The sequence below is a fragment of the uncultured Zoogloea sp. genome, assembly GCF_937894855.1.
Lineage (GTDB): Bacteria > Pseudomonadota > Gammaproteobacteria > Burkholderiales > Rhodocyclaceae > Zoogloea > Zoogloea oryzae.
The window spans coordinates 1-21,246 of the sequence record NZ_CALAYQ010000148.1 but is presented as its reverse complement, the minus strand read 5'-3'; the positions used below and the strand labels follow the sequence as shown (position 1 = coordinate 21,246).

Genomic DNA, 21,246 nt, shown 5'->3' with positions numbered 1-21,246 from the left:
AGGGTTTATGACGTTCGGCCGGCTACCCGTTCGGGAAACGCGGCCTGCCTACTCAGGCTAGATCGCGGTGTGCCGATGTCAAGGCCGCTCTGGCGATGGCGGGCATGCAGGTGTGTCGGCACCCTCGGGCGGATTGAGCCGGACGAGCCCGCAGGCGTGTTCCGCCCAGGTGTCGGCGGCGGTGCGGGAGACGAGCACGCCCTGGCCCCATCCGGCGCTGGCGAGCCGGGTGCCGTCCGGCGCCCAGGCCAGGGCCAGCCCGGGCCCGGCATGGTGCAGCAGCGGCGCGTGGAGGGGCTGGCCGCTGCCCATGTCCCACAGGAAGACGCGGCCATCCCGGTCGGTGCTGGCGAGGGTCTGCCCGTCGGGGGAGAGGGCCAGGTCGAGGAGCGGCGCGGCCTCGCGCCCCAGCGGGCGGGCCGGGCCGCCGCCCACCGGCCACAGGATCAGCCCGTGGCGCTGGGTGGCGAGGGCGACGTCGGTGTCGCCGGCCGTCCAGGCAAGGCGGTAGAGGGCGCCGGCGTCCGGCAGGGCGAAGTCGCCGGCGGGTTGCAGGTCGCTGCCGCGCCACAGGCGCAGGTGGCCGTCGAGCCCGCTGCTGGCGAGCAGGCTGCCGTCGCGTCGCCAGGCGAGATCCGACACCGGGCCGCCGTGGTCGGCGCTGGTGGCGAGCGGCGCGCCGTCGGGCAGGCGCCACAGGCGGATGCGTCCGTCGAGCCCCGCCGCCGCAAGCTGCTGGCCGTCGCCGCGGATGGCGACCCGGCGCAGGGGCGGGCCGCCATCGACAAGGCGCAGGGGCGGGTTGGCCGGGGCCGCGGTGTTCCACACCAGCAGCCGGCCGTCCTGCCCGGCACCGGCCAGCAGACGCCCGTCCGGGCTCCAGGCGAGGCTGGCGACGATGGCGTCGTGGCCGGCCAGCGGCGGGGCGACGGGCTTGCCGGTGACGCCATCGCGCAGCTCGATGCGGGCGCCGGCGGCGCTGGCGATCACCCGGCCGTCCGGCCGCCAGGCCAGGGCCCATGCGGTGTCGTCGGCGCCGGGCAGGGGCGTGGTGAGGGGACCGTGGCCGCTGCGGCCGTGGGTGACCAGCAGATCGTCGCTGCCGGCGGTGACGAAGCTGCCGTCGGGCTGGAAGACCAGCGCCAGCACGTTGCCCCGGTGCACCGCATGTTCGACCGGCCGGTTGCCGGGGCGGGCGAGGTCGTGGATGCGCACCTGGCCGTCTTCGCCCACGGCCACCAGCCGTCGACCGTCGTCGCTGAAGCCCACCTTGCGCAGCGCGGCGTCGCGGCCGGGGAGGGGCTCGCCGATGGGCACGAGGCGGTCGGCCTGCCACAGCACGGCATGGCCGTCGGCGCTGGCGGTGGCGATCTGTCGGCCGTCCGGCGACCAGGCGAGGCCGTGGAGTACGGCCGGGTGGCTGGCGCTGCGGCGGGGGGCCGGGTTGTCGCCCAGTGGGTGAAGGATGAGGTTGCCGTCGTAGCCGGTGGAGGCGAGCGTCTTGCCATCGGGGCTGAAGGCGAGGCCGGTGACGGTGTCGGCGTGGTCGGTGATGGCCGGGCCGACGGGCGCGCCGGTGGCGCCGTCGCGCAGCACGATGCGGCGGTCGGCGCCGGCGCTCGCAAGCAGCCGGCCGTCGGGGCTGAAGGCCAGGGCCAGCACCGGGCCGTCGTGGTCCTCAAGCGTGGCGACGGGTTGGCGATCGGCCATCCGCCACAGGATGACCCGGTGGTCGATGCCGGCGGAGGCGAGCAGCTTGCCATCCGGGCTGAAGGCGAGGGCGAGCACCTGCTCCTGATGGGCGGCGAGGGGCGGGCCGCGATCCGGGAAGAAGCGGATGCTGCCGTCGCGCCCGCCGCTGGCGAGGGTGCCGTCGGGGCTGCGGGCGAGGGCCTGCACGCCCTGCTGGCCGGCGTGGCGCCAGTCGAGGGGCGCGTCGGCCAACGCCGCGAGGAGGCTGTCGCGGGCCTCGAAGCTGGGTTCGTGGGCGTAGCCGGCGGCGGCGAGTTCCAGTGCCCGGGCGAGGTTGCCGCCGGTGAGCTCGGCCGCCGACTGGGCGGCCAGCTGGCGCGACACGGCGACTTCCGACGCTCGCTCGGCCCGCTGCCACAGCACGCCGGTGACGCCGGCCACCAGCGTGGCGGCGACGATGGCGCCGAGGGTGGCGCGCCACACCCGGCGGTTGCGGCGGCGTTCGGCGTCGGCCTTCTGCTCGGATTCGAGCCGGGCGGCTTCGGCGGCGACGGCGGCGTCGCGGGCCTCGCGGCTGGCGTCGAGGAAGGCCAGCGCCGGGGCGAGGGCGCGGCCGTACTGGCGTGCCCAGGCCTCGGTGGGGTGGTTGCGGGTGCGCCAGTCGAGGGCGAACTGGAGCTCCGGGTCGCGCCACAGGCTGGCCTCGCCGGCGGCGTGGAGCTCGGCCGCGTCGGCCAGCCGGCGCAGCATGCGGGCGGCGTCGGCCTCGCGCTCGCCCCATTCGCGCAGGCGATCCCAGATGCGCATGAGGCTCTCGTGGGCGAGGTCGATCACCGTGTCGGCTTCCAGCGGCTCGCCGGTCGGCGGCATCAGGAAGGCGGCGCCGGGGGCGCGGAAGGGGGCGAGCACCTCGGCCAGCGGCGCGGCGGCGGCCTCGGCATTGCCGGCGGTGATGGCTTCGAGCACCGCGAAGCGCGTGGGGCGGCGGATGCCGCGGGTGTCGGTGCTGGTGTCGGTGAGGGCCCGGAAGGCCGCCGCGCAGCGCAGCTGATGAGCCGCCGGCAGGGTGGCGAAGATCTCCTCGGCGTGCTGGTTGAGGGCGTGGGCGAGGGTGCCCACCGCGTCGTAGTGGCGGGCCTCGACGGGGCTGGGCTCGCCGCTCGCCTGCCAGTGGGCCCAGCAGCGGGCCAGCGCGTGCTGGAGCAGGGAGAGCTGATCCGGGTCGTCGCCCACATCGTTGACGAGGCGGGTGAGGAGCGTGGGCTCGATGTCGGCGCCGCACACCCGCGCCGGGCCGAGGATGGCGGCGCGGCGGTCGTCGCGGCTCATCCGCGGCACCAGGTACTGCCCGCCGTTGATGGCCTCGGGCAGGCCGGCGAAGCGGGCGCAGTCGCCGAGGAAATCCGAGCGCATGGTGAGCACGACGTGGATCGGCACGTCCTCGGCGCGGGCCTGGAGCAGCAGGTTGACGAAGGCGGTGGCCGGGTCTTCGTCGGCGGGTCCGGCGTCGCCCAGCTGGCGGTAGCGGAACAGCTCCTCGAACTGGTCCACGATCACCAGCAGGTTGCTGCCTTCGGGCAGGCGCGCCTGCTGCCACGCCTCGACCAGCCCGCGGCGGCTCATGGCGAGGGTGGTCTCGATGAATTCGGCGAGGCTGAAGGGGCCGGCGTCCATCTCCCGGTGCAGCGCACCGGGGGCGGCCAGGGCCTGGGCCAGCGCCCGCAGCGGGTGCCCGCCCGGGCGGCAGCTGGCCATCCGCCAGGCGCTGCCGGCGCGGGTGAGGAGGCCCCGGTGCAGGGCCGGGCGCAGGCCGCAGTTGACCAGCGACGACTTGCCGCAGCCCGAGCTGCCGATCACCGCCAGGAAGCGCCCGCGGGCGAGGGTGTCGACCATCGCGTCCACCTGGGATTCGCGGCCGAAGAAGAGGTATTCCTCGTCCTCGCGGAAGGGGCGGATGCCGGGGTAGGGCGTGGCTGGACGGCCCACCTGCCGCTGCGCGGCATCCTCCCCGAGGGAGGGGTGAGCGCGCCCTTCGGGCGGCCGGGCGGGCGCGCTCACGGCGCTTCCTCCACGCCAAGTGCGGTGAGGAGCGGGGCGAGGGTGGCTTCGTCGATGCCGCCGAGGCCGTCGAGCACGCCGGGTTCGGCGAGGGCCTGGAGGACTTCCTTGTCGTCGCTGGGGGGCTCGGCGAGGAGCGTCAGGCTGGCCTTGAGGGGGCGCTCGCGGGCGCTGCCCAGGAGCTTGCGCAGGTCGTTCTGCTGGTGGAACTTCCACGCTTCGTCGCCGGCGCCGTAGTAGAGCACGATGGCGTCGCAGTCGAGGGCGAGCTGGCGGTTGGTCTCGCGCACCTGGGCGGCGTCGCCCACGAAGGCCGGCAGGCTCACCTCCAGTCCGCGGGCGCGCAGCAGCTTGATGAGGGGCACCACGGCCTTGCGGTCGGCGGCGTCGCACACCAGATGCACCCGGGCGGCGCCGGCCACCGGCACCGCCGGCGGCGGTTCGGGGGGCTTGAGGGCGGCGTGGACGGCGGCCTTGGTCGTCTCCAGGTCGCCGCTCACCAGGTCGGCGCCGAACTGCAGCGCGGCGTCGGTCTGCAGGGCGTCGATGAAGGCCTGCTGGGCGGGCTGGGGCGAGGTGACGCCAGCGGGCAGCCAGATCACCCGGCGCAGGCCGTGGCTGCGGCTGCGGGCGGCGGCGAGCTCGTTCTGGAGCACCACCACCGACTGCTGGCGGTCGCCGTCCGGGACGCGGCCGTAGCCCGTGCCCACCAGATGCACCGACAGCACGCAGCGTTCGAGGAGTGCATCCACCGCGGCGAGGTATTCGTCCTCGTCGTCGGGCAGGCGTTCGTCGGGCAGCACGGTGAAGCCGCAGCAGGCGAGCTCGCTGGCGATGCAGTCGCGGGCCTCGCGCCGGTCGCGGCTGCATTCGGCGAGGTACACCGCGGGTTTCGGGCCGGGGTCGTTGGCGGCGTCTTCGGTGACCTGCGGGCGGCGCTGGAGTTCGGTGAGCTGGGCGGCGAGATCCCAGGCGAGCTTGTTGGCCTTGCGCAGGAAGGCCTGGCGCGGCTTGTCGCCGTAGGCGGGGTCGAGCTCGTGGGGGACGTGCTCCTCGTCGATCTCATAGAAGTCGTAGCCCAGGAGGCGCCCGAGCACCGGCGGGAGCTGGTCGCCGGCATCGACCGGCAGCTTGAGCACCTTGATGACCCGGGCCTTGTTGTCCAGCACCAGGCTGTTGTCGGCCTCGGCGCGCTGGCAGAAGCTGCGGATTTCCTTCTTGCACCAGTCGGACTTGAGGTAGCGCGGGGTGAGGATGGAGACGAACACCGCGGTGCCGGCGAGCTGGTCGAGGATCTCGTCGGAGAAGTCGTCGTTGCCGTGGAGCTTGTCGTCGCGCCAGATGTCGGCGGGGGCGCCGAGGCGCTGACTGAGGAGCGTCTGCAGGGTTGAATGGAACAGGCTCACCCAGCCGGACTGATCCGCGCTGAGGGGCTGGTTGTCCAGGTGGGCGTAGCTGATGAAGATCTGCCGGGCGAACTTCATCGTAAGGCTCCGGGCAGGGGCGGCAGGGCGACGCCGGGGGGCAGGTAGCGGCCGAGCCAGGCGGCGAGGGCGTCCGGGTGCCACAGCTTCATGCCGAGGCGGGCGAGGGCGGCGAATGGCGCCGCGTCGGGCATCGAGTGGTAGCGGCGCAGGCGCAGATCCTGGGGCGTGCCGGCGGGGCGGTGGCCGGCGGCGCAGGCCTCGATGGCGGCGAGCAGGGTGGGGATGGCCAGCGGGTAGAGGGCGGCGGTTTGGTCGAGGAGGTTGCCGGCCAGGTCGATGGGCTGGTCGATGACGTTGAGCAGCGGGCCGTCGTCGATGCCCGGGGTGATCCAGTGCACGCTGCAGCCGAAGGCCCCGGCGCCGTCGGTGACGGCCCGGAGCGGCGCGTGCAGCCCTGCGTAGCCGGGCAGGCGGCCGGGATGGACGTTGAGGATGCCGTGGCGCGGGATGGCGATGCTGGCGGCGTCGAAGAGGTGGCTGAAGCGGGCGACGATGACGAGATCGGGCGCAAGGGTGGCGAAGCGGGCGCGAGTGGCGGCGTCGAGGGCAGTGATGACTTCCACCGGTGTGGCGTGGCGCCGGCCGAGGGTGGCGAAGGTGGCGTCCGGGGCGCGGTCGGCCTGGTCAAAGGGCAGGGCGTCGATCAGCGGGAAGAGCAGGTCGATGGGAAGCAGGCGTTCAAGAAAGCGCAGCTGGGCGAGCTCGGGCACGTGGTCTTCGGCCGGGCGGTTCTTGTCGGCCAGCCACAGGCTGACGATCTCGTGCCCGGCGAGGGCCGGCAGCAGGCGGTTGGCGAAGTGGGCGCCGTGCAGATCGAGCTTGGTGCACACCAGGATGCGCATCAGCGGTCCTCCGCCTGGATGCCGACGATCTCGGCCACGTCGAGCAGCTTGAGGGGCGGGTAGCGGCCCAGCTGCAGGGCCACCGGCAGGTTGATGAGGTAGGAAAAGTTGCGCGGCAGCTCTACCGGGATGCGCGCCGGCGGGGTGTGGTCGCGCAGGATGCGCAGGGCCTGGGTGGCGGTGAAGCGGCCGACGTCCTCGTATTTGTTCACCACGCCCAGCAGGGCGCGGGCGTTCTGCACCGGGTTCTCGGCGGCGGCGAAGACGGGGATGCCGAGGGCCAGCGCGCCGTCGGTGAGCTGCTCGCGGCGGCTGTTGAGGAAGGTGTCGGGGCCCTGGTAGATGAGATCCACCTTCTCCTGCCGGAAGGCGTCGAGGATGGCGGGGATCGCCCGGGCGTCCGGCGCGCCGGCGGGCGACACCGGCAGGCTGCGCTCCACCAGCGTGAAACCGTGGGTCTTGGCCAGGGCCCGCAGGTCGTCCCGGGCGGTGATCGAGTTGTTCTCGGTTTCGTTCACGATGTAGCCGACCCGCTTGAAATCCAGATAGCTGCGGGCGGCCTTGATCTGGGTTTCCATGGGGAGCAGGTAGAGCGTGCCGGTGACGTTGCTGCGGGGCTTGTCCGGCGCCTCGATGACGCCCAGCGCCACGGGGTCGGAGACGATCATGAAGACCACCGGCAGCTCGGTGATGTGGCGGCGCGGATCGGCGCCCTTCCACGGGCCGACGGTTTCCAGCGTCACCGTCGAGCCCCAGGTGACCACCAGGTCGGGCTTCAGGCGGCGGATCTCGTCCACCATCGTCGGGATGCGCCGCTTGTCCTGGGCCGCGTCGCGCAGGATGAACTCGGCGGCGATGCCGTGCTGGCGGAAGTAGCCCTGAAAGCCCCGGCAGGCTTCCTCGCAGCCCCGGAAGAGCAGCATCGCCACCCGATAGGGCGTGGCTTCGGCAGCGGCGGGCGTCGGCAGCAGGCTGGTGGCGGCTAGCAGCAGCGGAAGCAGGCGATCGGTCAGGCGTTTCATGGAGCGGGTTCCTTCCCGTTCGACAGGGCGAAAACCAGGATCGCCGTGAGGACCACGGCACCGATTGCCGCCATCGTACCGCCATATGCCAGAAGCCCGAACAGGCTGCCGGCAAAGAGGGGGCCGGCCACCGCGCCAAGGCGTTCGCCGGTGCGCAGCAGCACCAGGGCCGCCGGGCCGTCGCGGCCGATCATCGACTGCAGCGCGGCGGCGCCCAGCCCGGTGCCGATGCCGAGGGTGGCGATCCCCACCACCAGCGCGCCGGGCCCCGGCATCAGCCCGGCCAGCCCGCCAGCGCCGATGATGAGCCCGCCGACCACCACCAGCCGGCGGTTCCAGCCGTAGCGGTCGGAGAGCCACGAGCCGAGGGGGTTGGCGAGCGCGGCGAGGAGGAAATACAGCATCAGCGCCCGCCCGGTGGCGCCGCTGCCGTAGCCCTCCTGGCGCAGGGCCAGCGGCACCAGATAGAACAGGAAGCCGGCCAGAGCCAGCTTGGCGGGCAGGGCCGCGGTGAGCAGCGGCAGCCACACCCGCGGGCGGCCCAGCACCGGTAGCAGCGGCGCCGACGGGCGGGGCGTTGCCGCCGGGCCCGGGCTCACGTCGGCCCGCTGGACGACCAGTGCCAGCATCCCCAGGCCCGCGGCGCCGGCAAACACCACGGCCGCGCCGAAGCGCTCGGCGATCAGGCCGCCGATGGCCGAGCCGCAGATCGCCGCGGTCTGCAGCGCGCCCACGTAAAGCGCCAGGGCGCGGGTGCGTTCGCCGGCCGCGGCGGCGTTCAGGAAGTGCTGCTGCATGGCCATCGTGCCCACCGCGTAGCCGGCGGCGCACAGGCAGCGGGCTGCCACGAAGGCCCAGTAGCCGCCGCCGGCCATCGCCCAGCCGAAGCCGGCCGCCGACAGCAGCGCGCCGGCGGCGAAGGTGCGGGCCACGCCGTAGCGTTCGGCCCAGCGCCCGGCAAACGGGGTGAACAGCGCAAAACTGAGCATGTAGGCCGAGATCGGCAGCCCGATGGCGGCGCCGTCGGCCGGGGCGAGGCTGGCGATGTGGAGCGGCAGGAAGGCGCGGGTGAGCTCTTCCGACAGGATCAGCAGGAACACCGAAAGCCGGGCCAGGCCCAGGCGGGCGCGGCTGGCGGCAGGGGCGAGTTCGTCGCCGGCGAGGATCGCACCGAGGGCTTCGTTGAACAGCACCACGGCCACCACGAAGACGATGGCGAGGTCGAGGGTCAGGCTGCGCAGCTCCCGGGCCACCACGTCGCCGTCGGTGACCACCCGCACCTGCGCGCCGGGCTGGGCGCCGAGGGGCGTGACGACTTCGCTGCCAGCCTCGCCGGGGCGGCGGGCGGTGTCGCTCCGGCCGGGGCCTTCCAGGTGGAAGGCGAGGATCTCCGGGTGGCGGGCGAGGGTGTCGTCGAAGTAGTCGCCGACGCCGGCAAGATGCTCGAACGGGATGCCCAGATCGACGGCGTTGTCGATGCGTCCGGCCAGCAGCCGGCCCAGCGCCGCGGCCTTGGCGTCGAGGGCCGGGGCGAGCTGCTCCGAGAACCCCGGCAGCGCCTGCAGGCTGAGGGTGAAGCTGGCGGCGCAGGCGAGCAGCAGGGCGGCGGCCAGCAGCCGCACGCGCAGGGCGATCCGCCGGCCAAGGTGGGCCGCGGCGGCCAGCAGCAGGGGCAGGGCGAGGGCGACACCGGCGAGGGTCAGGCCGAGTCGCTTGAAGGTGGCGTCGCGGCCGGCCTGCCGACGGGCTTCCAGCGAGTCGCTGCGTACCGTGAAGAGCACTCCGCCGGCGAGCTGATCCTCGGCATCGCGCAGCGACTGGCCGACGAGTAGCGGCTCGCCCGGCGTGCAGTGGGACCACAGGCTGGTGCGGTGGAGGACGGCGTCGGCGGCGCTGGCGGACGGCTCGCCCGGGCCTAGGGCGAAGCGCAGCTGCCGGTGGCTGTCAAAGACGTGGATGGCGGTGATGTCGGCGTCGTCGGCGACGAGCCGGGGCAGGAGCCGCGCGACGCCGCGGGATTCGGCGAGGGTCAGGCCGTTGGCGGCGCTGCGGGTGAAGGTGGCGCGGATCTCGTCGGCGGCAATGCCGATGCGGGACGCGGTGAGGCCGGTGAGGAGCTCGCCCTCCTTGTGGATCAGCAGCAGGGCCTGCAGGCCGAGGGCGAGGGCCTGGGCGATGAACAGCAGGAGCCCGATGCGCAGCCAGCGGGCGAGGGTGAGTCTGGGGGCTGCCGCCGGAAGCGGGGGCTGGCTGGCTGAGGGGGACATCCGCGGCACTCCTGGGCGGGGGCGGGATGCCGGGAAGATTGCCGCCCCTTCATTTGACCAGCATAGGCCAAGGGGCGCGGCGGCGCACGCCGGAATGACGTGCAGCGAAAGGCTGGGTGCTTCATCCGCGGGGCGGGCGCCCCGCGGAGGATGGCGGGTGGATCAGCCCTGGCTGTCGGCGCTGCCGCCGACCGGGGTGAACAGGGCGTCGACGAACTCCTTGGCGCGGAAGGCCTGGAGGTCGTCGATCTGCTCGCCCACGCCGATGAAGCGCAGGGGCTTGGGGCTCTGGCGGGCGATGGCGGCCACCACGCCGCCCTTGGCGGTGCCGTCGAGCTTGGTGAGCACGAGGCCGGTGACGCCGATGGCGGCGTCGAAGGCCTTGACCTGCTGCAGGGCGTTCTGGCCGATGTTGGCGTCGAGCACCAGCAGGACTTCGTGGGGGCCGGAGGGCTCGGCCTTCTGGATCACCCGGCGCACCTTGGCGATCTCTTCCATCAGGTGCAGCTGGGTGGGCAGGCGGCCGGCGGTGTCGGCCAGCACGATGTCGATGTTGCGGGCGCGGGCGGCGCTGATCGCGTCGAACACCACCGCGGCCGGATCGCCGGATTCCTGGGCGATGACGGCCACGCCGTTGCGCTCGCCCCAGGTCATCAGCTGTTCGCGGGCGGCGGCGCGGAAGGTGTCGCCGGCGGCCAGCAGCACGCTCTTGCCCTGGTTCTGGAAGTGCTTGGCGAGCTTGCCGATGGAGGTCGTCTTGCCCGAGCCGTTAACGCCCGCGATCATGATGATGTAGGGCTTGTGGCTGCTGATCTCGAGGGGTTGCTCGAGCGGCTGGAGGATGGACAGCAGGCCTTCCTGCAGCGCGCCCTGGAGCTGGTCGGCGGTTTCGAGCTTGTCGCGCTTCCAGCGCAGGCGCAGCTCTTTTAGGAGGTGCTGGGTGGCCTCGACGCCGCAGTCGGCCATCAGCAGGGTGGTCTCCAGCTCTTCGAGGAACTCCTCGTCGATCTTGCGTCGGGAGAACAGGCTGGTGATGCCGCCGAGGCCGCCGCCGATCTGCTCGCGGGTGCGGGACAGGCCGGAGCGCAGACGGTCCATCCACGAACGCTTCTTCTCGGGTTCGGGGGCAGGCGCCGGCGCGGCGGCGGGTGTGGAAGCCGGTGCCTGGGCAGGGGCCGCAGCCGTTTCCGGCGTTGGCGTTTCGGGAGGCGTATCGCCGCCCTTGAGGGTTTTCTTCAGGAAACCAAACATGAGGAGCCGGGTCTGAGTGTGGGTCGAATCTTGGCGGTCAGCGCGCGAAGCCGCGTGCCAAAGCCGGTTGGCCGGGGTGTCGGATGCCGCTATGATGCCGCGCGAACACGTGGGGCGCAGCGGGCAATGAGTTGGCAGAAAAGCTTCCGACAGCCTGCATCTTCAAATTTTACCAGATGCTTCAAAAGCCTATGATGAATCGCAGTTTGCGCTCCGGCATCGTTGCCGGCGCCCTGGCGGTGGCCTTCGCCATGCCGGCCTGGGCCAATCCCTTCGAGCACACCCTTCCCAACGGAATGAAGCTGATCGTCAAGGAAGACCGGCGGGCCCCGTCGGTGGTGCACATGGTCTGGTACAAGGTGGGCGCGATGGACGAGGTGGATGGCACCTCGGGCGTGGCCCATCTGCTCGAGCACATGATGTTCAAGGGCACGAAGAAGGTCGGCCCCGGCGAGTTCAACAAGCAGGTGGCCGCCGCCGGTGGGCGCGATAACGCCTTCACCAGCTACGACTACACGGCCTACTTCCAGCAGGTGCCAAAGGAAGCCCTCGGCAAGATGATGACGCTCGAGGCCGACCGGATGAGCAACCTGCAGATCACCGAGGAGGGTTTCCGCAAGGAGATCGAGGTGGTCAAGGAAGAGCGCCGCCTGCGCACCGACGACAAGCCCCGCTCGCTGGTCATCGAGCAGCTGATGGCCACCGCCTTTCAGGCCCATCCCTACCGTCGCCCGATCATCGGCTGGATGTCCGACCTGGACAACATGACCGCCCAGGACGCCCGCGACTGGCACCAGCGCTGGTACGTGCCCAACAACGCCACCCTGGTGGTGGTGGGCGACGTGGATCACGCCGCGGTCTTCAAGGAAGCCGAGCGCACCTACGGCCACGCCAAGGCCCGCGCCCTGCCGGTGCGCAAGCCGCTGTCCGAGCCCGAGCAGGCCGGCCCCCGCCGCACCGTGGTGAAGGCCCCGGCCGAGCTGCCCTACGTGGCCCTCGCCTGGCGCGTGCCCACCCTGCGCGACATCCACAAGGATGGCGACTACTACGCCCTGCAGGTGCTCGCCGCGGTGCTCGACGGCTACGACGGCGCCCGCCTGGCCAAGAACATCGTGCGCGGCAGCCGTGTGGCGGTGACCGCCGGCGCCGGTTACGACGGCACCGCCCGCGGTGAGTCCCTCTTCGTGCTGGATGGCGCCCCCGCCGCCGGCAAGACCGTCGCCGACGTGGAGGCCGCCCTGCGCGCCGAGCTCGCCCGCATCCAGACCGACGGCGTCTCGGACGACGAGCTGCGCCGGGTGAAGGCCCAGGCGGTGTCCGGCCAGGTCTACAAGCGTGATTCCCTGATGGGCCAGGCCATGGAAATCGGCATGGCCGAGATGGTCGGTCTGTCGTGGAAGAACGACGCCGAGATGCTGGCGCGCATCCGCGCGGTGACGCCGGCCGAGGTTCAGGCCGTGGCCCGCAAGTATTTCAGCGACGACCACCTCACCGTCGCCCAGCTTGATCCCCTGCCGGTGGACCCGCAGGCCCGCGCCAAGGCGCAGGCAGCCGGCGGCCATCACCACTGACGCCCCGCTTTCCTGGTGAATCGACTGATGATCTCTCCTCGCCAACGCTTCGGTCTGGCCCTCGCCCTGACCGTCGCCACCCTGATTTCGTCCCCCGCCCGCGCCGGGCTGGCCATCCAGAACTGGACCACTCCCGGCGGCACCCGCGTGTTCTTCGTCGAGAGCCGGGCCCTGCCCATCGTCGACGTGCAGGTGGATTTCCGCGCCGCCGGTACTGAAGTTCCCGCCGGCAAGGCCGGGCTCGCCGGGCTGACCCGCGGCCTGCTGGATGCCGGCGCCGGCAACCTCGACGAAGACGCCATCGCCAACCGCGTCGCCGATCTCGGCGCCCAGATCGGCGGCGGCGCAGACATGGATCGCGCATCGCTGTCGCTGCGCACCCTCAGTTCCGCCACCGAGCGCGACGGCGCGGTGGATCTGCTCGCCACCCTGATCGGCAAGCCGACCTTCCCGGCCGCCGCCGTCGAGCGCGAGAAGTCCCGCCTCATCGCCGGCCTGAAGGAGGCCGAAACCCAGCCGGATTCGATCCTCTCCCGGCGTTTCGCCGCGGCGATCTTCCCGGATCACCCCTACGGCCGCACGCCCACCGTCGACACCGTGACGACCATCAGCCGCGACGATCTGGCGGATTTCCATCGCCGCAACTACACGTCTGCCCGGGCCACGGTGAGCATCGTCGGCGATGTCTCCCGCGCCGAGGCCGAGGCCATCGCCAACCGGCTGGTGGCGGGGCTCCCCGTGGGCGAGGCGCCGGCCGCGACGGTCAACACCACGGTGCCGGTGCGCCAGGTGATCCGCGTGCCGCACCCCTCGGCCCAGGCCCACATCGCCGTCGGCCAGCCGGGCATCCGCCGGGGCGATCCGGATTTCTTCCCGCTGTTCGTGGGCAACTACATCCTGGGCGGCGGCGGCTTCGTGTCGCGGCTCACTGGCGAAGTGCGCGAGAAGCGCGGCTACGCCTACAGCGTGTATAGCTACTTCGCGCCCCAGCGTGACGTCGGCCCGTTCCAGATCGGCCTGCAGACCAAGGGCAGCCAGACCGACGACGCGCTGAAGGTGGTTGGCACGACCCTCGACGAGTTCCTCGCCAAGGGCCCGACCGACGCCGAACTCAAGGCCGCCAAGGACAACCTCATCAACGGCTTTGCGCTGCGCCTGGATTCCAACCGCAAGATGCTCGAACAGGTGGCGGCCATCGGCAGCTTCGGCCTGCCGCTGGACTACCTCGACACCTGGCGCGACAAGGTGCGCGCGGTCACCGCCCAGCAGATCCGCGACGCCTTCCGTCGCCACGTGTCCCAGGACAATCTGGTGACGGTGGTGGTGGGCGGCGATGGCGACAAGACCGCGGCGCCGAAAAACGGAGCCGCCCGTTGAGTCGCATCCGCATCATCGGCGGCGAGTGGCGCTCGCGCCTGATCGACGTGCGCACCGTGAAGGGGCTGCGCCCGACGCCCGACCGGGTGCGCGAGACGCTCTTCAACTGGCTCGGCCAGGAGATGGACGGCCTGCGCTGTCTCGACCTCTTCGCCGGCAGCGGTGCGCTGGGTTTCGAGGCGGCCTCGCGGGGCGCGGCGAGCGTCACGATGATCGAGCAGGACCCGGTCGCGCTGGCCGCGCTGCAGGCCAACGCGAAAACCCTACAGGCGACGCGTGTACAGGTTGTGCGGGGCGATGCGCTAAACTTCGCCCGTTCCACGGCCCAGCCCTTTGACGTCGTGTTCGTCGACCCGCCCTACCGGGCCGGCTGGATCGATCGCATTGCGCCGCTCCTGCCGAAACTCCTCAGCGATGAGGGGCTGGTCTATGTGGAAGCGGAATACAAAATCGACAACATCGACCGATTGACGCGAATCAAGCACGGCTCGGCCGGACAGGTGTATTACCACCTCTTCGCCCGCGCCGACTGATCGACGTCGATCTCGCCGGCCGGGAGGGGCATTGCATGAGGGACGGTATCGCGGTTTATCCGGGCACCTTCGATCCATTCACCCGCGGACACGAGGATCTGGTTCGCCGGGCCTCCCGTCTGTTCGAGAAGCTCATCATCGGGGTGGCGGCGAGCGGCGGCAAAGGGCCGATCTTCTCCCTCGATGAGCGCGTGGAGATCGCCAGGGAAGTCCTGGCGCCTTATCCGAACGTCGAGGTGCAGGGGTTTTCTTGCCTGCTGATGGATTTCCTGCACCGGAACAACGCGCGGGTCATCCTGCGCGGGCTCAGGGCGGTGTCGGATTTCGAGTACGAATTCCAGATGGCCGGCATGAACCGCAAGCTTTACCCGGACGTCGAGACGGTATTCCTGACGCCGGCCGACGAGTACATGTTCATCTCCGCCACCATGGTGCGCGAGATCGCGCGGCTCGGTGGTGATGTCAGCAAATTCGTGCAGCCGAGCGTCAACGCGCGGCTGCTCACCAAGATCAACAAACAGTAAGTAACGAAGGAAACAAGCAAAATGGCCTTGATGATTACCGACGAGTGCATCAACTGCGACGTCTGCGAGCCGGAGTGCCCCAATGGCGCCATCTCCCAGGGTGATGAAATCTACGTGATCGACCCGAACAAGTGCACCGAGTGCGTCGGCCACTTCGACGAGCCCCAGTGCCAGCAGGTCTGCCCGGTGGATTGCATCCCCTTCAATCCGGAGCACCCGGAAAGCAAGGAAGACCTGATGGAGAAGTTCCTCCGCCTGACCGCCGACAAGTAAGCAGTCGCGCGCCAGAACGGAAAAAAGCCGGCGGCACCTTCGGGTGCGCCGGCTTTTGTGTTTTTACGGCCGGGGAGGGTCAGGCCGCCAGGGCGGAAGGCGCTCCGGGCGCCACAGGCATGCCGAGGGCCTGCTCGATCCGGTCGGCCAGCTTTCCGAGCTCGCCGAGCTGGGTGACCAGGGTTTCCTCGGCCTGCTGGAGTTCGCGCACCCGGTCTTCGAGGGTGTCGGTGGCCTGGTGGATGCGCTTGACGCTCTCGAGGCGGCGCTTGAGCTGCAGCTGGTATTCGCGCACCTGGGTTTCGAGGGGTGCCATCACCGCCCGCAGCCACTGCTCGGCATCGCGGTTGGCAACCTCGAAGGTGCGCCGGGCCTGCACCGCGACGGTCTCGAAGAACTTCTGGGTGAGGGTGTGCTTCTCGGTGGTGACGATGGTCAGCACCGTGTTGAACTGGCTGTTGAAGGCTTCTTCGAGGCGCTCGATCTCCTTCTCGTAGCGCAGGGTGGAGAAGGCGGTGGGCGCAGCGAGCTTCAGGCCGTGCTCGACGGTGAAGCGCTTGTACATGGCGTCGAGCATCTTGGATATCTCGCCGATCTCGTCGGTGGATTTCTTGAGGTTGCCGCGCAGGTGCTGGAAGAAGCCCTTCATCGCCTCGCGCAGGCCGCGGGAGAAGGCGGCGTCGAGCATCGCCTCGCGGGTGCGGCGGGTCTCGTCGCGCAGGGCGTCGAGGCCCAGGTGGCCGAAGAGGTTGTTGGAGAGGTTGGAGAACACGCTGCGCACGGCGTAGTACTTCTGCAGCCCTTCCTCGAACTCGTCCTTCTCGGAGCGCACCTTGCGCATCATGTATTCGATGACGTTCTGGTTCTTGCCGCGCAGGTCGGTGAGTTCCTGGAGCTGCTCGCGCAGGCCGGTCAGGCGCGCGTTGAGGAGCTCGCGGCTGCGGCTGACGATGTCGGCCACGTCGCCGTGGGTGTTGTCGCGGACGATGTCGCGCTTGGTGGGCAGCAGCTCGGTGGACAGGGCCCGCTCGAGATCCACCAGCCGGCTGCGTTCGAGCAGCTCGACGTCGTCGCTCACCTTGGCGACCAGGCCCTTCTGGGCCGACACCGGGAAGACCTGCGACGGGTCGATCTCGAGGGTGCTGGCGACGCTGGCCACCTGGCCGGCGATCTCGCGCTCGATCTCTGCGTCGGTGCGCGGGCCGTCCCACAGGCCGTCGATCTTGTTGAGGGCGACGATGCGGCCGCGCTGGCGGCGCCCGGCATTGACGTGCTCGCGCCACACGGCGAGATCGCTCTGGGTGACGCCGGTGTCGGCGGCCAGGATGAACAGCACCGCGTGGGCGTTGGGCAGCAGGTTGAGGGTGAGCTCGGGTTCGGCACCGATGGCGTTGAGGCCCGGCGTGTCGAGGATCACCAGGCCCTGTTCGAGCAGCGGGTGCGGAAACTGGATGATGGCGTGGCGCCACAGGGGAATCTCGACCTTGCCCTGGGCGTCGGGGCGGATGCCCTTGTCGCCGCTGCCGTCGATGGGGAAACCCAGCGCCTCGGCTTCGGCCACGGTCGCCATGCGCGTCTCGCCCACCTGGGCCAGCGCCTGCTGGAGGCTCTCGGCCGAGCTGGTGTCGAGGGGGCGGATCTGCCATTCCTCAGGGTAGCGCTTGAGTTCGGTGATGCTGGCGTTGGTCTTGCGGCTCTCGATGGGCAGCAGGCGGATCTCGGGCTGGTCGCCTTCCTTCCATTGCAGCTCGGTGGGGCACATGGTGGTGCGGCCGGCGCTGGAGGGCAGGATGCGGTTGCCATAGCCGGCGAAGAACACGGCGTTGATGAGCTCGGACTTGCCGCGGGAGAACTCGGCCACGAAGGCGACGATCAGCTTGTCCTCGCGCAGGCGGTCGAGCAGATACTGCAGGCGCAGATCGGACTGGGCATCGCCGATCTCGTTCTCCTGCAGCCACTTGCGGAGCTCCCCGATCCCCGAGGCGACGTCTCCGCGCCACTGGGTGTAGGCGGAGAAATGTTCAGCAAGCATTTGGGCGTCTTTCACGAGCTTGATTCCTGGCCACGCGCCGCATTACCGGCAAATTTTTGCGAGTTGACAGCATAAACGGGATCGCCCCGCGCCGGAATGGTTTCAGCGCTGGCAGCGGGGGCAATAGAAGGTGGCGCGCTGGCCCATGATCCGCTTGCGGATCGGCGTGGCGCAGTGTCGGCAGGCCTCGCCGTCGCGGCCATAGACGAAATACTGTTGCTGGAAGTAGCCCGGCGCGCCGTTGCTGCCGACGAAATCCCGCAGCGTGCTGCCGCCCGCCGCCAGGGCGTCGGCGAGGGTCTCGCGGATGCACGCGACGAGCCGGGCGCAGCGCTTCGGGCCCAGTTCGCCCACCGGCGTGGTCGGGTCGATGCCGGCGCGGAACAGGCTCTCCGACGCGTAGATGTTGCCGATCCCCACCACCACGCTGCCGTCCATGATGAAGAGCTTCACCGGCGTGCGCCGGGCGCGGCTGGCCTTGTCTAGCCACGGGCCGTCGAAGGCGTCGTCGAGCGGCTCGATGCCGAGGCCGGCGAGGAGCGGGTGGGGCGCCTCGCCCGGCTGCCACACCACTAGGCCGAAGCGCCGCGGGTCGCGCAGGCGCAGGGCGCAGGGGCCGAAGACGATGTCCAGGTGGTCGTGCTTCTCGGGCGGCAGATCGGCCGGCACGATGCGCAGGCTGCCGGACATCCCCAGGTGCACCACCAGGCTCCCGGTGGAAAAACGCAGCAGCAGATACTTGGCGCGCCGCTCGACGGCGACCAGGGGCTGGCCGGCGAGGAGGTCGGCCAGATCGGCGGGCACCGGGTGGCGCAGTCGGCCGTTGCGGATCACCGCGCCGGTGGCGACGAGGCCGGTGAGTTCCGGGGCGATGCCGCGGCGGGTTGTCTCGACTTCGGGGAGTTCGGGCATGGCAACGGGCTTTGCGGGGCAGGGCGAAAGGAGCGAAGGCCGCTTGCTTGCTGGCCTTCGGGAAAGCGCCTAACATCGGGCGAACCCTATTGTAGCGGCGCGATCCAAGCTCACGCAGCCGTTGCCCGATGCGTCGGGCCTTGAACCGACAGTCCAGTCCGAGTCATTTTCCATGAAGCCATCTTTCCGCCTTGCGCGCCCGGCCCGTCTGCTTGCCGCCCTGTTTCTTGCGGGTGGCCTGCTGGCCGGCGCGGCCCACGCCCAGCAGCCGCGCGATGCCGGGGGCGTCGAGGCGACCGAGGGCAAGGCGGTCTATCCGGGGCAGGAGCTCACGCCGCAGATCCTCTACCAGCTGATGCTCGCCGAGGTCGCGGGCGCCCGCGGCCAGGGCGTGATGGCTGCCCAGTCGTATCTCGATCTCGCCCGCCGGACCCGCGACGCCCGCATCGCCCGGCGTGCCGCCGAGATGGCCGTGTTTGCCCGTCAGACCGACCTCGCCAGCGACGCCTCCCGCCTGTGGCTGGAGCTCGATCCCACGTCGCTGCAGGCCCAGCAACTGGCCTCCGGCGCCGCCGCCAGCAGCGCCCGCATCGAAGAGCTCGAAACCCATCTCGCGTCGGCGCTGGCCCGGCTGGGCGACAAGGTTGGCCCGGCGCTGATGGGGCTTAACCGCGGCCTAGCCCGCATTCCCGACAAGGCGCTGATCCGCCGGCTGGTGAATGACCTCACCCAGCCCTACCTCGACCAGCCCGAGGCGCACTTCGCCCGCGCCAACGCGGCCTACACCGCCGGCGATGCCGCAGGCGCCGCCCAGGCCCTCGAAGGTGCCCTGCGCCTGCGTCCCGACTGGGAGCAGGCGGTGGTGCTGGAGGCCCAGCTTCTCCAGGAGACTTCACCCGGCAAGGGCATCGAGTCGCTCCGGACTTACGTCGCCGCCCATCCCGACGCCCGCGAGCCGCGCATCACCCTGGCCCGCCTGCTGGTGGCCGCCAAGCAGTTCGGCCCGGCGCGGGAACAGTTCGACGAACTCCTCAAGCGCTCGCCCGACGACCGCGACGTGGTGCACGCCTCGGCGCTGCTCGCCATGCAACAGGGCGACCGGCCGGCGGCCGAGCGGTATTTCAAGCGGCTGCTGGAGCTGGGCTTCCCCGAGCCCGACACCGTGCGCGTCTATCTAGGCCAGCTCGCCGAGGAAGCCAAGCGTCCCGACGACGCGATCGCCTGGTACAAGGCCGTCGAACCGGGCGCCCAGTACGTGGCGGCCCAGGGGCGCATCGCCCAGGTGCTGGCCAACCGGGGCAAGCTCGGCGATGCCCGCGCCCACCTGCAGGCGCTTGCCCGCGAGGCCGCGCCGGCCGATCAGGTGCAGTACGTGCTGCTCGAATCCCAGCTGCTCCGCGACGCCAACCGCAACGACGACGCCTTCACGGTGCTCGACGATGCGCTCCGGCAATCTCCCGACAATCCCGATCTCCTCTACGAATCCGCCCTGATGGCCGAGCGGATCGGGCGGGTCGAGGTGATGGAAGGTCGGCTGCGCAAGCTCATCGCCCTCAAGCCCGACCACGCCCACGCCTACAACGCCCTCGGCTACTCGCTGGTGGATCGCAACCTGCGCCTCGACGAAGCCGAGACGCTGATCCGCAAGGGGCTGGCCCTCGCGCCCAACGACCCCTTCATCATCGACAGCCTGGGCTGGGCCCAGTACCGCCGCGGCAAGCTGACCGACGCCCTCGAAACCCTGCAGAAGGCCTTCGCCCTGCGGGCCGATCCCGAGATCGCCGCCCACCTGGGCGAGGTGCTGTGGATGCTCGGTCGCAAGGAAGAGGCCGCGAAGACCTGGCGCGACGCCGCCAAGGCCCATCCGGACAACACCGTGCTGGCCGACGTCATCAAGAAGTTCAAGCTTTGAAGCCCGCTGTCCTGATGCTTGCGCTCGGCCTCGTTGGCTGCGCGGCACCGGCCCTGCGCACACCGCCGGCCGAAATGGCGCCTGCCGCCGAGATCACGCGCTTCGCTGTCGAAGGTCGCCTTCAGGTGCGCGACGCCGAACGCAGCGCCGCCGTGGGTTTCGACTGGCAGCACGACGGCCCGCGGGATGAATGGCTGTTCACCGGCCCGCTGGGGCAGGGCCTGGCGCGGATCGAATCCGACGCCAGCGGCGCCCGCATGACGCTCTCCGACGGGCGCCGCTTCGAGGCCGCCTCGGCCGCCGAGCTGGCCGGTTCGCTCCTGGGCGTGGAAGCGCCCTTCGCCAACCTGCCGCGTTGGGTCACCGCCCGGCCCGGCGCCGGCGCCCAGGTGCGCACCGTCGACACCCAGGGCCGCCCGCGCAGCGTCGTGGACCAGGGCTGGACCATCGATTACACCGACTACACCGGCGAGGCGCCCGACGCCCTGCCGCGCAAGCTCGACGTCCACCGCGGCGACACCCGCCTGCGCCTGATCGTCGATGCCTGGAATCCCTGAGATGACGACCGCTGAAATCTTCGACCCCGCCGCACCCGTGACCGTGCCCGCGCCGGCCAAGATCAACCTGTTCCTGCACATCATCGGGCGTCGCCCTGATGGCTACCATTTGCTCCAGACAGCTTTCCGGATGATCGACTGGGGCGACGAGATCACCCTGCAGCGGCGCGACGACGGGCAGATTCGCCGCACCACCGACGTGCCCGGCGTGCCGGCCGAATCCGATCTCGTGGTGCGTGCCGCGCTGGCCCTTAAGGCCGCCAGCGGTTCGCCCTGGGGTGCCGACATCGGCGTGGAGAAACGCATTCCCATGGGCGGCGGGCTCGGCGGCGGAAGCTCCGATGCGGCCAGCGTGCTGATCGCCCTCAACCGGATCTGGGGCTGCGGGCTGTCGCGCCAGCGGCTGCAGGAGATCGGCCTCACCCTTGGCGCCGACGTGCCCTTCTTCGTGTTCGGCGAGACGGCCTTTGCCGAGGGCGTGGGCGAGGCGCTGCAGGCGCTCGACGTGCCGCCGGCGTGGTATGTGATGGTCGCGCCGAAGGTGTCAGTGCCCACTGCTCAAATTTTTTCTGCGCCAGGGTTGACACGGGATAGCAAACCCCTAATAATGCGGGGCTTCGCAACACACGAAACGCGAAACGACATGCAGGCAACGGTCTGCAAGCTGTTTCCCGAAGTGGCTGAAGCGCTAGGGTGGTTGTCGCAGTATGGGGCAGCAATCATGAGCGGTTCGGGGGCCTGCATCTTCGCTCCCTTCGATTCGAAGGATGTGGCAGAGCAGGTCAGTGCCAAGGCCCCGGAAGGTTGGGATGTCTGGATTGCCAAAGGGCTTGACAGTCACCCGCTGAAGGGTTGGGTCGCGCAAGTGTGAAAACGATTTCTTGGGGAGTCGCCAAGTTGGTCAAGGCACCGGATTTTGATTCCGGCATTCGAAGG

General features: G+C 70.7%; 16 protein-coding genes. 8 read left to right on the top strand and 8 right to left on the bottom strand.

The window, feature by feature from the left end; translation table 11 throughout:
* Positions 1–78: 78 nt before the first annotated feature.
* The 6 genes from Q0672_RS16710 to ftsY form a co-directional block, all read right to left on the bottom strand.
* A complete protein-coding gene (locus Q0672_RS16710) occupies positions 79–3,750 on the bottom strand; it encodes a hypothetical protein (protein ID WP_298624059.1) in 3,672 nt (1,223 codons plus the stop codon).
* A complete protein-coding gene (locus tag Q0672_RS16705; protein WP_298624057.1) occupies positions 3,747–5,234 on the bottom strand; it encodes a TIR domain-containing protein in 1,488 nt (495 codons plus the stop codon). The genes Q0672_RS16710 and Q0672_RS16705 overlap by 4 nt, the downstream gene beginning before the upstream one ends.
* The gene (locus tag Q0672_RS16700; protein WP_153162099.1) at positions 5,231–6,079 is read right to left on the bottom strand and encodes a formyltransferase family protein; all 849 of its coding nucleotides are present in this window, start codon (positions 6,077–6,079) and stop codon (positions 5,231–5,233) included. The genes Q0672_RS16705 and Q0672_RS16700 overlap by 4 nt, the downstream gene beginning before the upstream one ends.
* Complete coding sequence (locus Q0672_RS16695) at positions 6,079–7,101, bottom strand: ABC transporter substrate-binding protein (RefSeq protein ID WP_298624055.1); 1,023 nt, start codon at positions 7,099–7,101, stop codon at positions 6,079–6,081. The genes Q0672_RS16700 and Q0672_RS16695 overlap by 1 nt, the downstream gene beginning before the upstream one ends.
* Positions 7,098–9,368 carry an MFS transporter gene (locus tag Q0672_RS16690; protein ID WP_298624053.1) on the bottom strand — a complete coding sequence of 757 codons (2,271 nt, stop codon included), beginning with the start codon at positions 9,366–9,368 and terminating at the stop codon, positions 7,098–7,100. The genes Q0672_RS16695 and Q0672_RS16690 overlap by 4 nt, the downstream gene beginning before the upstream one ends.
* Positions 9,369–9,530: 162 nt before the next feature.
* Positions 9,531–10,619 carry a signal recognition particle-docking protein FtsY gene (gene ftsY, locus Q0672_RS16685; RefSeq protein WP_153162102.1) on the bottom strand — a complete coding sequence of 363 codons (1,089 nt, stop codon included), beginning with the start codon at positions 10,617–10,619 and terminating at the stop codon, positions 9,531–9,533.
* A 191-nt stretch (positions 10,620–10,810) separates the two neighbouring features.
* Between ftsY and Q0672_RS16680 the strand changes: the two genes are divergently transcribed.
* From Q0672_RS16680 to Q0672_RS16660, 5 genes are read left to right on the top strand one after another with little or no spacing between them, the layout of a single operon-like run.
* Complete coding sequence (locus tag Q0672_RS16680; protein ID WP_298624050.1) at positions 10,811–12,190, top strand: pitrilysin family protein; 1,380 nt, start codon at positions 10,811–10,813, stop codon at positions 12,188–12,190.
* 27 nt (positions 12,191–12,217) lie between these two features.
* Positions 12,218–13,567: a pitrilysin family protein gene (locus tag Q0672_RS16675; RefSeq protein ID WP_298624048.1), complete on the top strand. Its 1,350-nt coding sequence runs from the start codon at positions 12,218–12,220 to the stop codon at positions 13,565–13,567.
* A complete protein-coding gene (rsmD, locus tag Q0672_RS16670; RefSeq protein WP_298624045.1) occupies positions 13,564–14,100 on the top strand; it encodes a 16S rRNA (guanine(966)-N(2))-methyltransferase RsmD in 537 nt (178 codons plus the stop codon). Before Q0672_RS16675 ends, rsmD begins: the two co-directional genes overlap by 4 nt.
* Positions 14,101–14,135: 35 nt before the next feature.
* Positions 14,136–14,624 (top strand): pantetheine-phosphate adenylyltransferase, encoded by a 489-nt coding sequence (coaD, locus tag Q0672_RS16665; protein ID WP_298624043.1) that lies wholly within the window; start codon positions 14,136–14,138, stop codon positions 14,622–14,624.
* A 21-nt stretch (positions 14,625–14,645) separates the two neighbouring features.
* Positions 14,646–14,897 (top strand): YfhL family 4Fe-4S dicluster ferredoxin, encoded by a 252-nt coding sequence (locus Q0672_RS16660; RefSeq protein ID WP_298624041.1) that lies wholly within the window; start codon positions 14,646–14,648, stop codon positions 14,895–14,897.
* 79 nt (positions 14,898–14,976) lie between these two features.
* Here the strand turns inward: Q0672_RS16660 and Q0672_RS16655 are convergent, their stop codons facing one another.
* Together Q0672_RS16655 and mutM are read right to left on the bottom strand one after the other, a co-directional pair.
* Complete coding sequence (locus tag Q0672_RS16655; RefSeq protein WP_298624108.1) at positions 14,977–16,929, bottom strand: dynamin family protein; 1,953 nt, start codon at positions 16,927–16,929, stop codon at positions 14,977–14,979.
* Positions 16,930–17,031: 102 nt separating this feature from the next.
* Positions 17,032–17,841 (bottom strand): bifunctional DNA-formamidopyrimidine glycosylase/DNA-(apurinic or apyrimidinic site) lyase, encoded by an 810-nt coding sequence (mutM, locus tag Q0672_RS16650; RefSeq protein WP_298624039.1) that lies wholly within the window; start codon positions 17,839–17,841, stop codon positions 17,032–17,034.
* A gap of 172 nt (positions 17,842–18,013) precedes the next feature.
* Between mutM and Q0672_RS16645 the strand changes: the two genes are divergently transcribed.
* From Q0672_RS16645 to ispE, 3 genes are read left to right on the top strand one after another with little or no spacing between them, the layout of a single operon-like run.
* Positions 18,014–19,753, top strand: coding sequence for a tetratricopeptide repeat protein (locus Q0672_RS16645; RefSeq protein ID WP_298624037.1), 1,740 nt, complete (start codon positions 18,014–18,016; stop codon positions 19,751–19,753).
* Positions 19,750–20,310, top strand: coding sequence for a lipoprotein insertase outer membrane protein LolB (gene lolB / locus Q0672_RS16640; protein ID WP_298624035.1), 561 nt, complete (start codon positions 19,750–19,752; stop codon positions 20,308–20,310). Before Q0672_RS16645 ends, lolB begins: the two co-directional genes overlap by 4 nt.
* A gap of 1 nt (position 20,311) precedes the next feature.
* On the top strand, positions 20,312–21,181 hold the full coding sequence (gene ispE, locus Q0672_RS16635) for a 4-(cytidine 5'-diphospho)-2-C-methyl-D-erythritol kinase (RefSeq protein ID WP_298624033.1): 870 nt from the start codon (positions 20,312–20,314) through the stop codon (positions 21,179–21,181).
* The last annotated feature ends 65 nt before the right edge of the window (positions 21,182–21,246 follow it).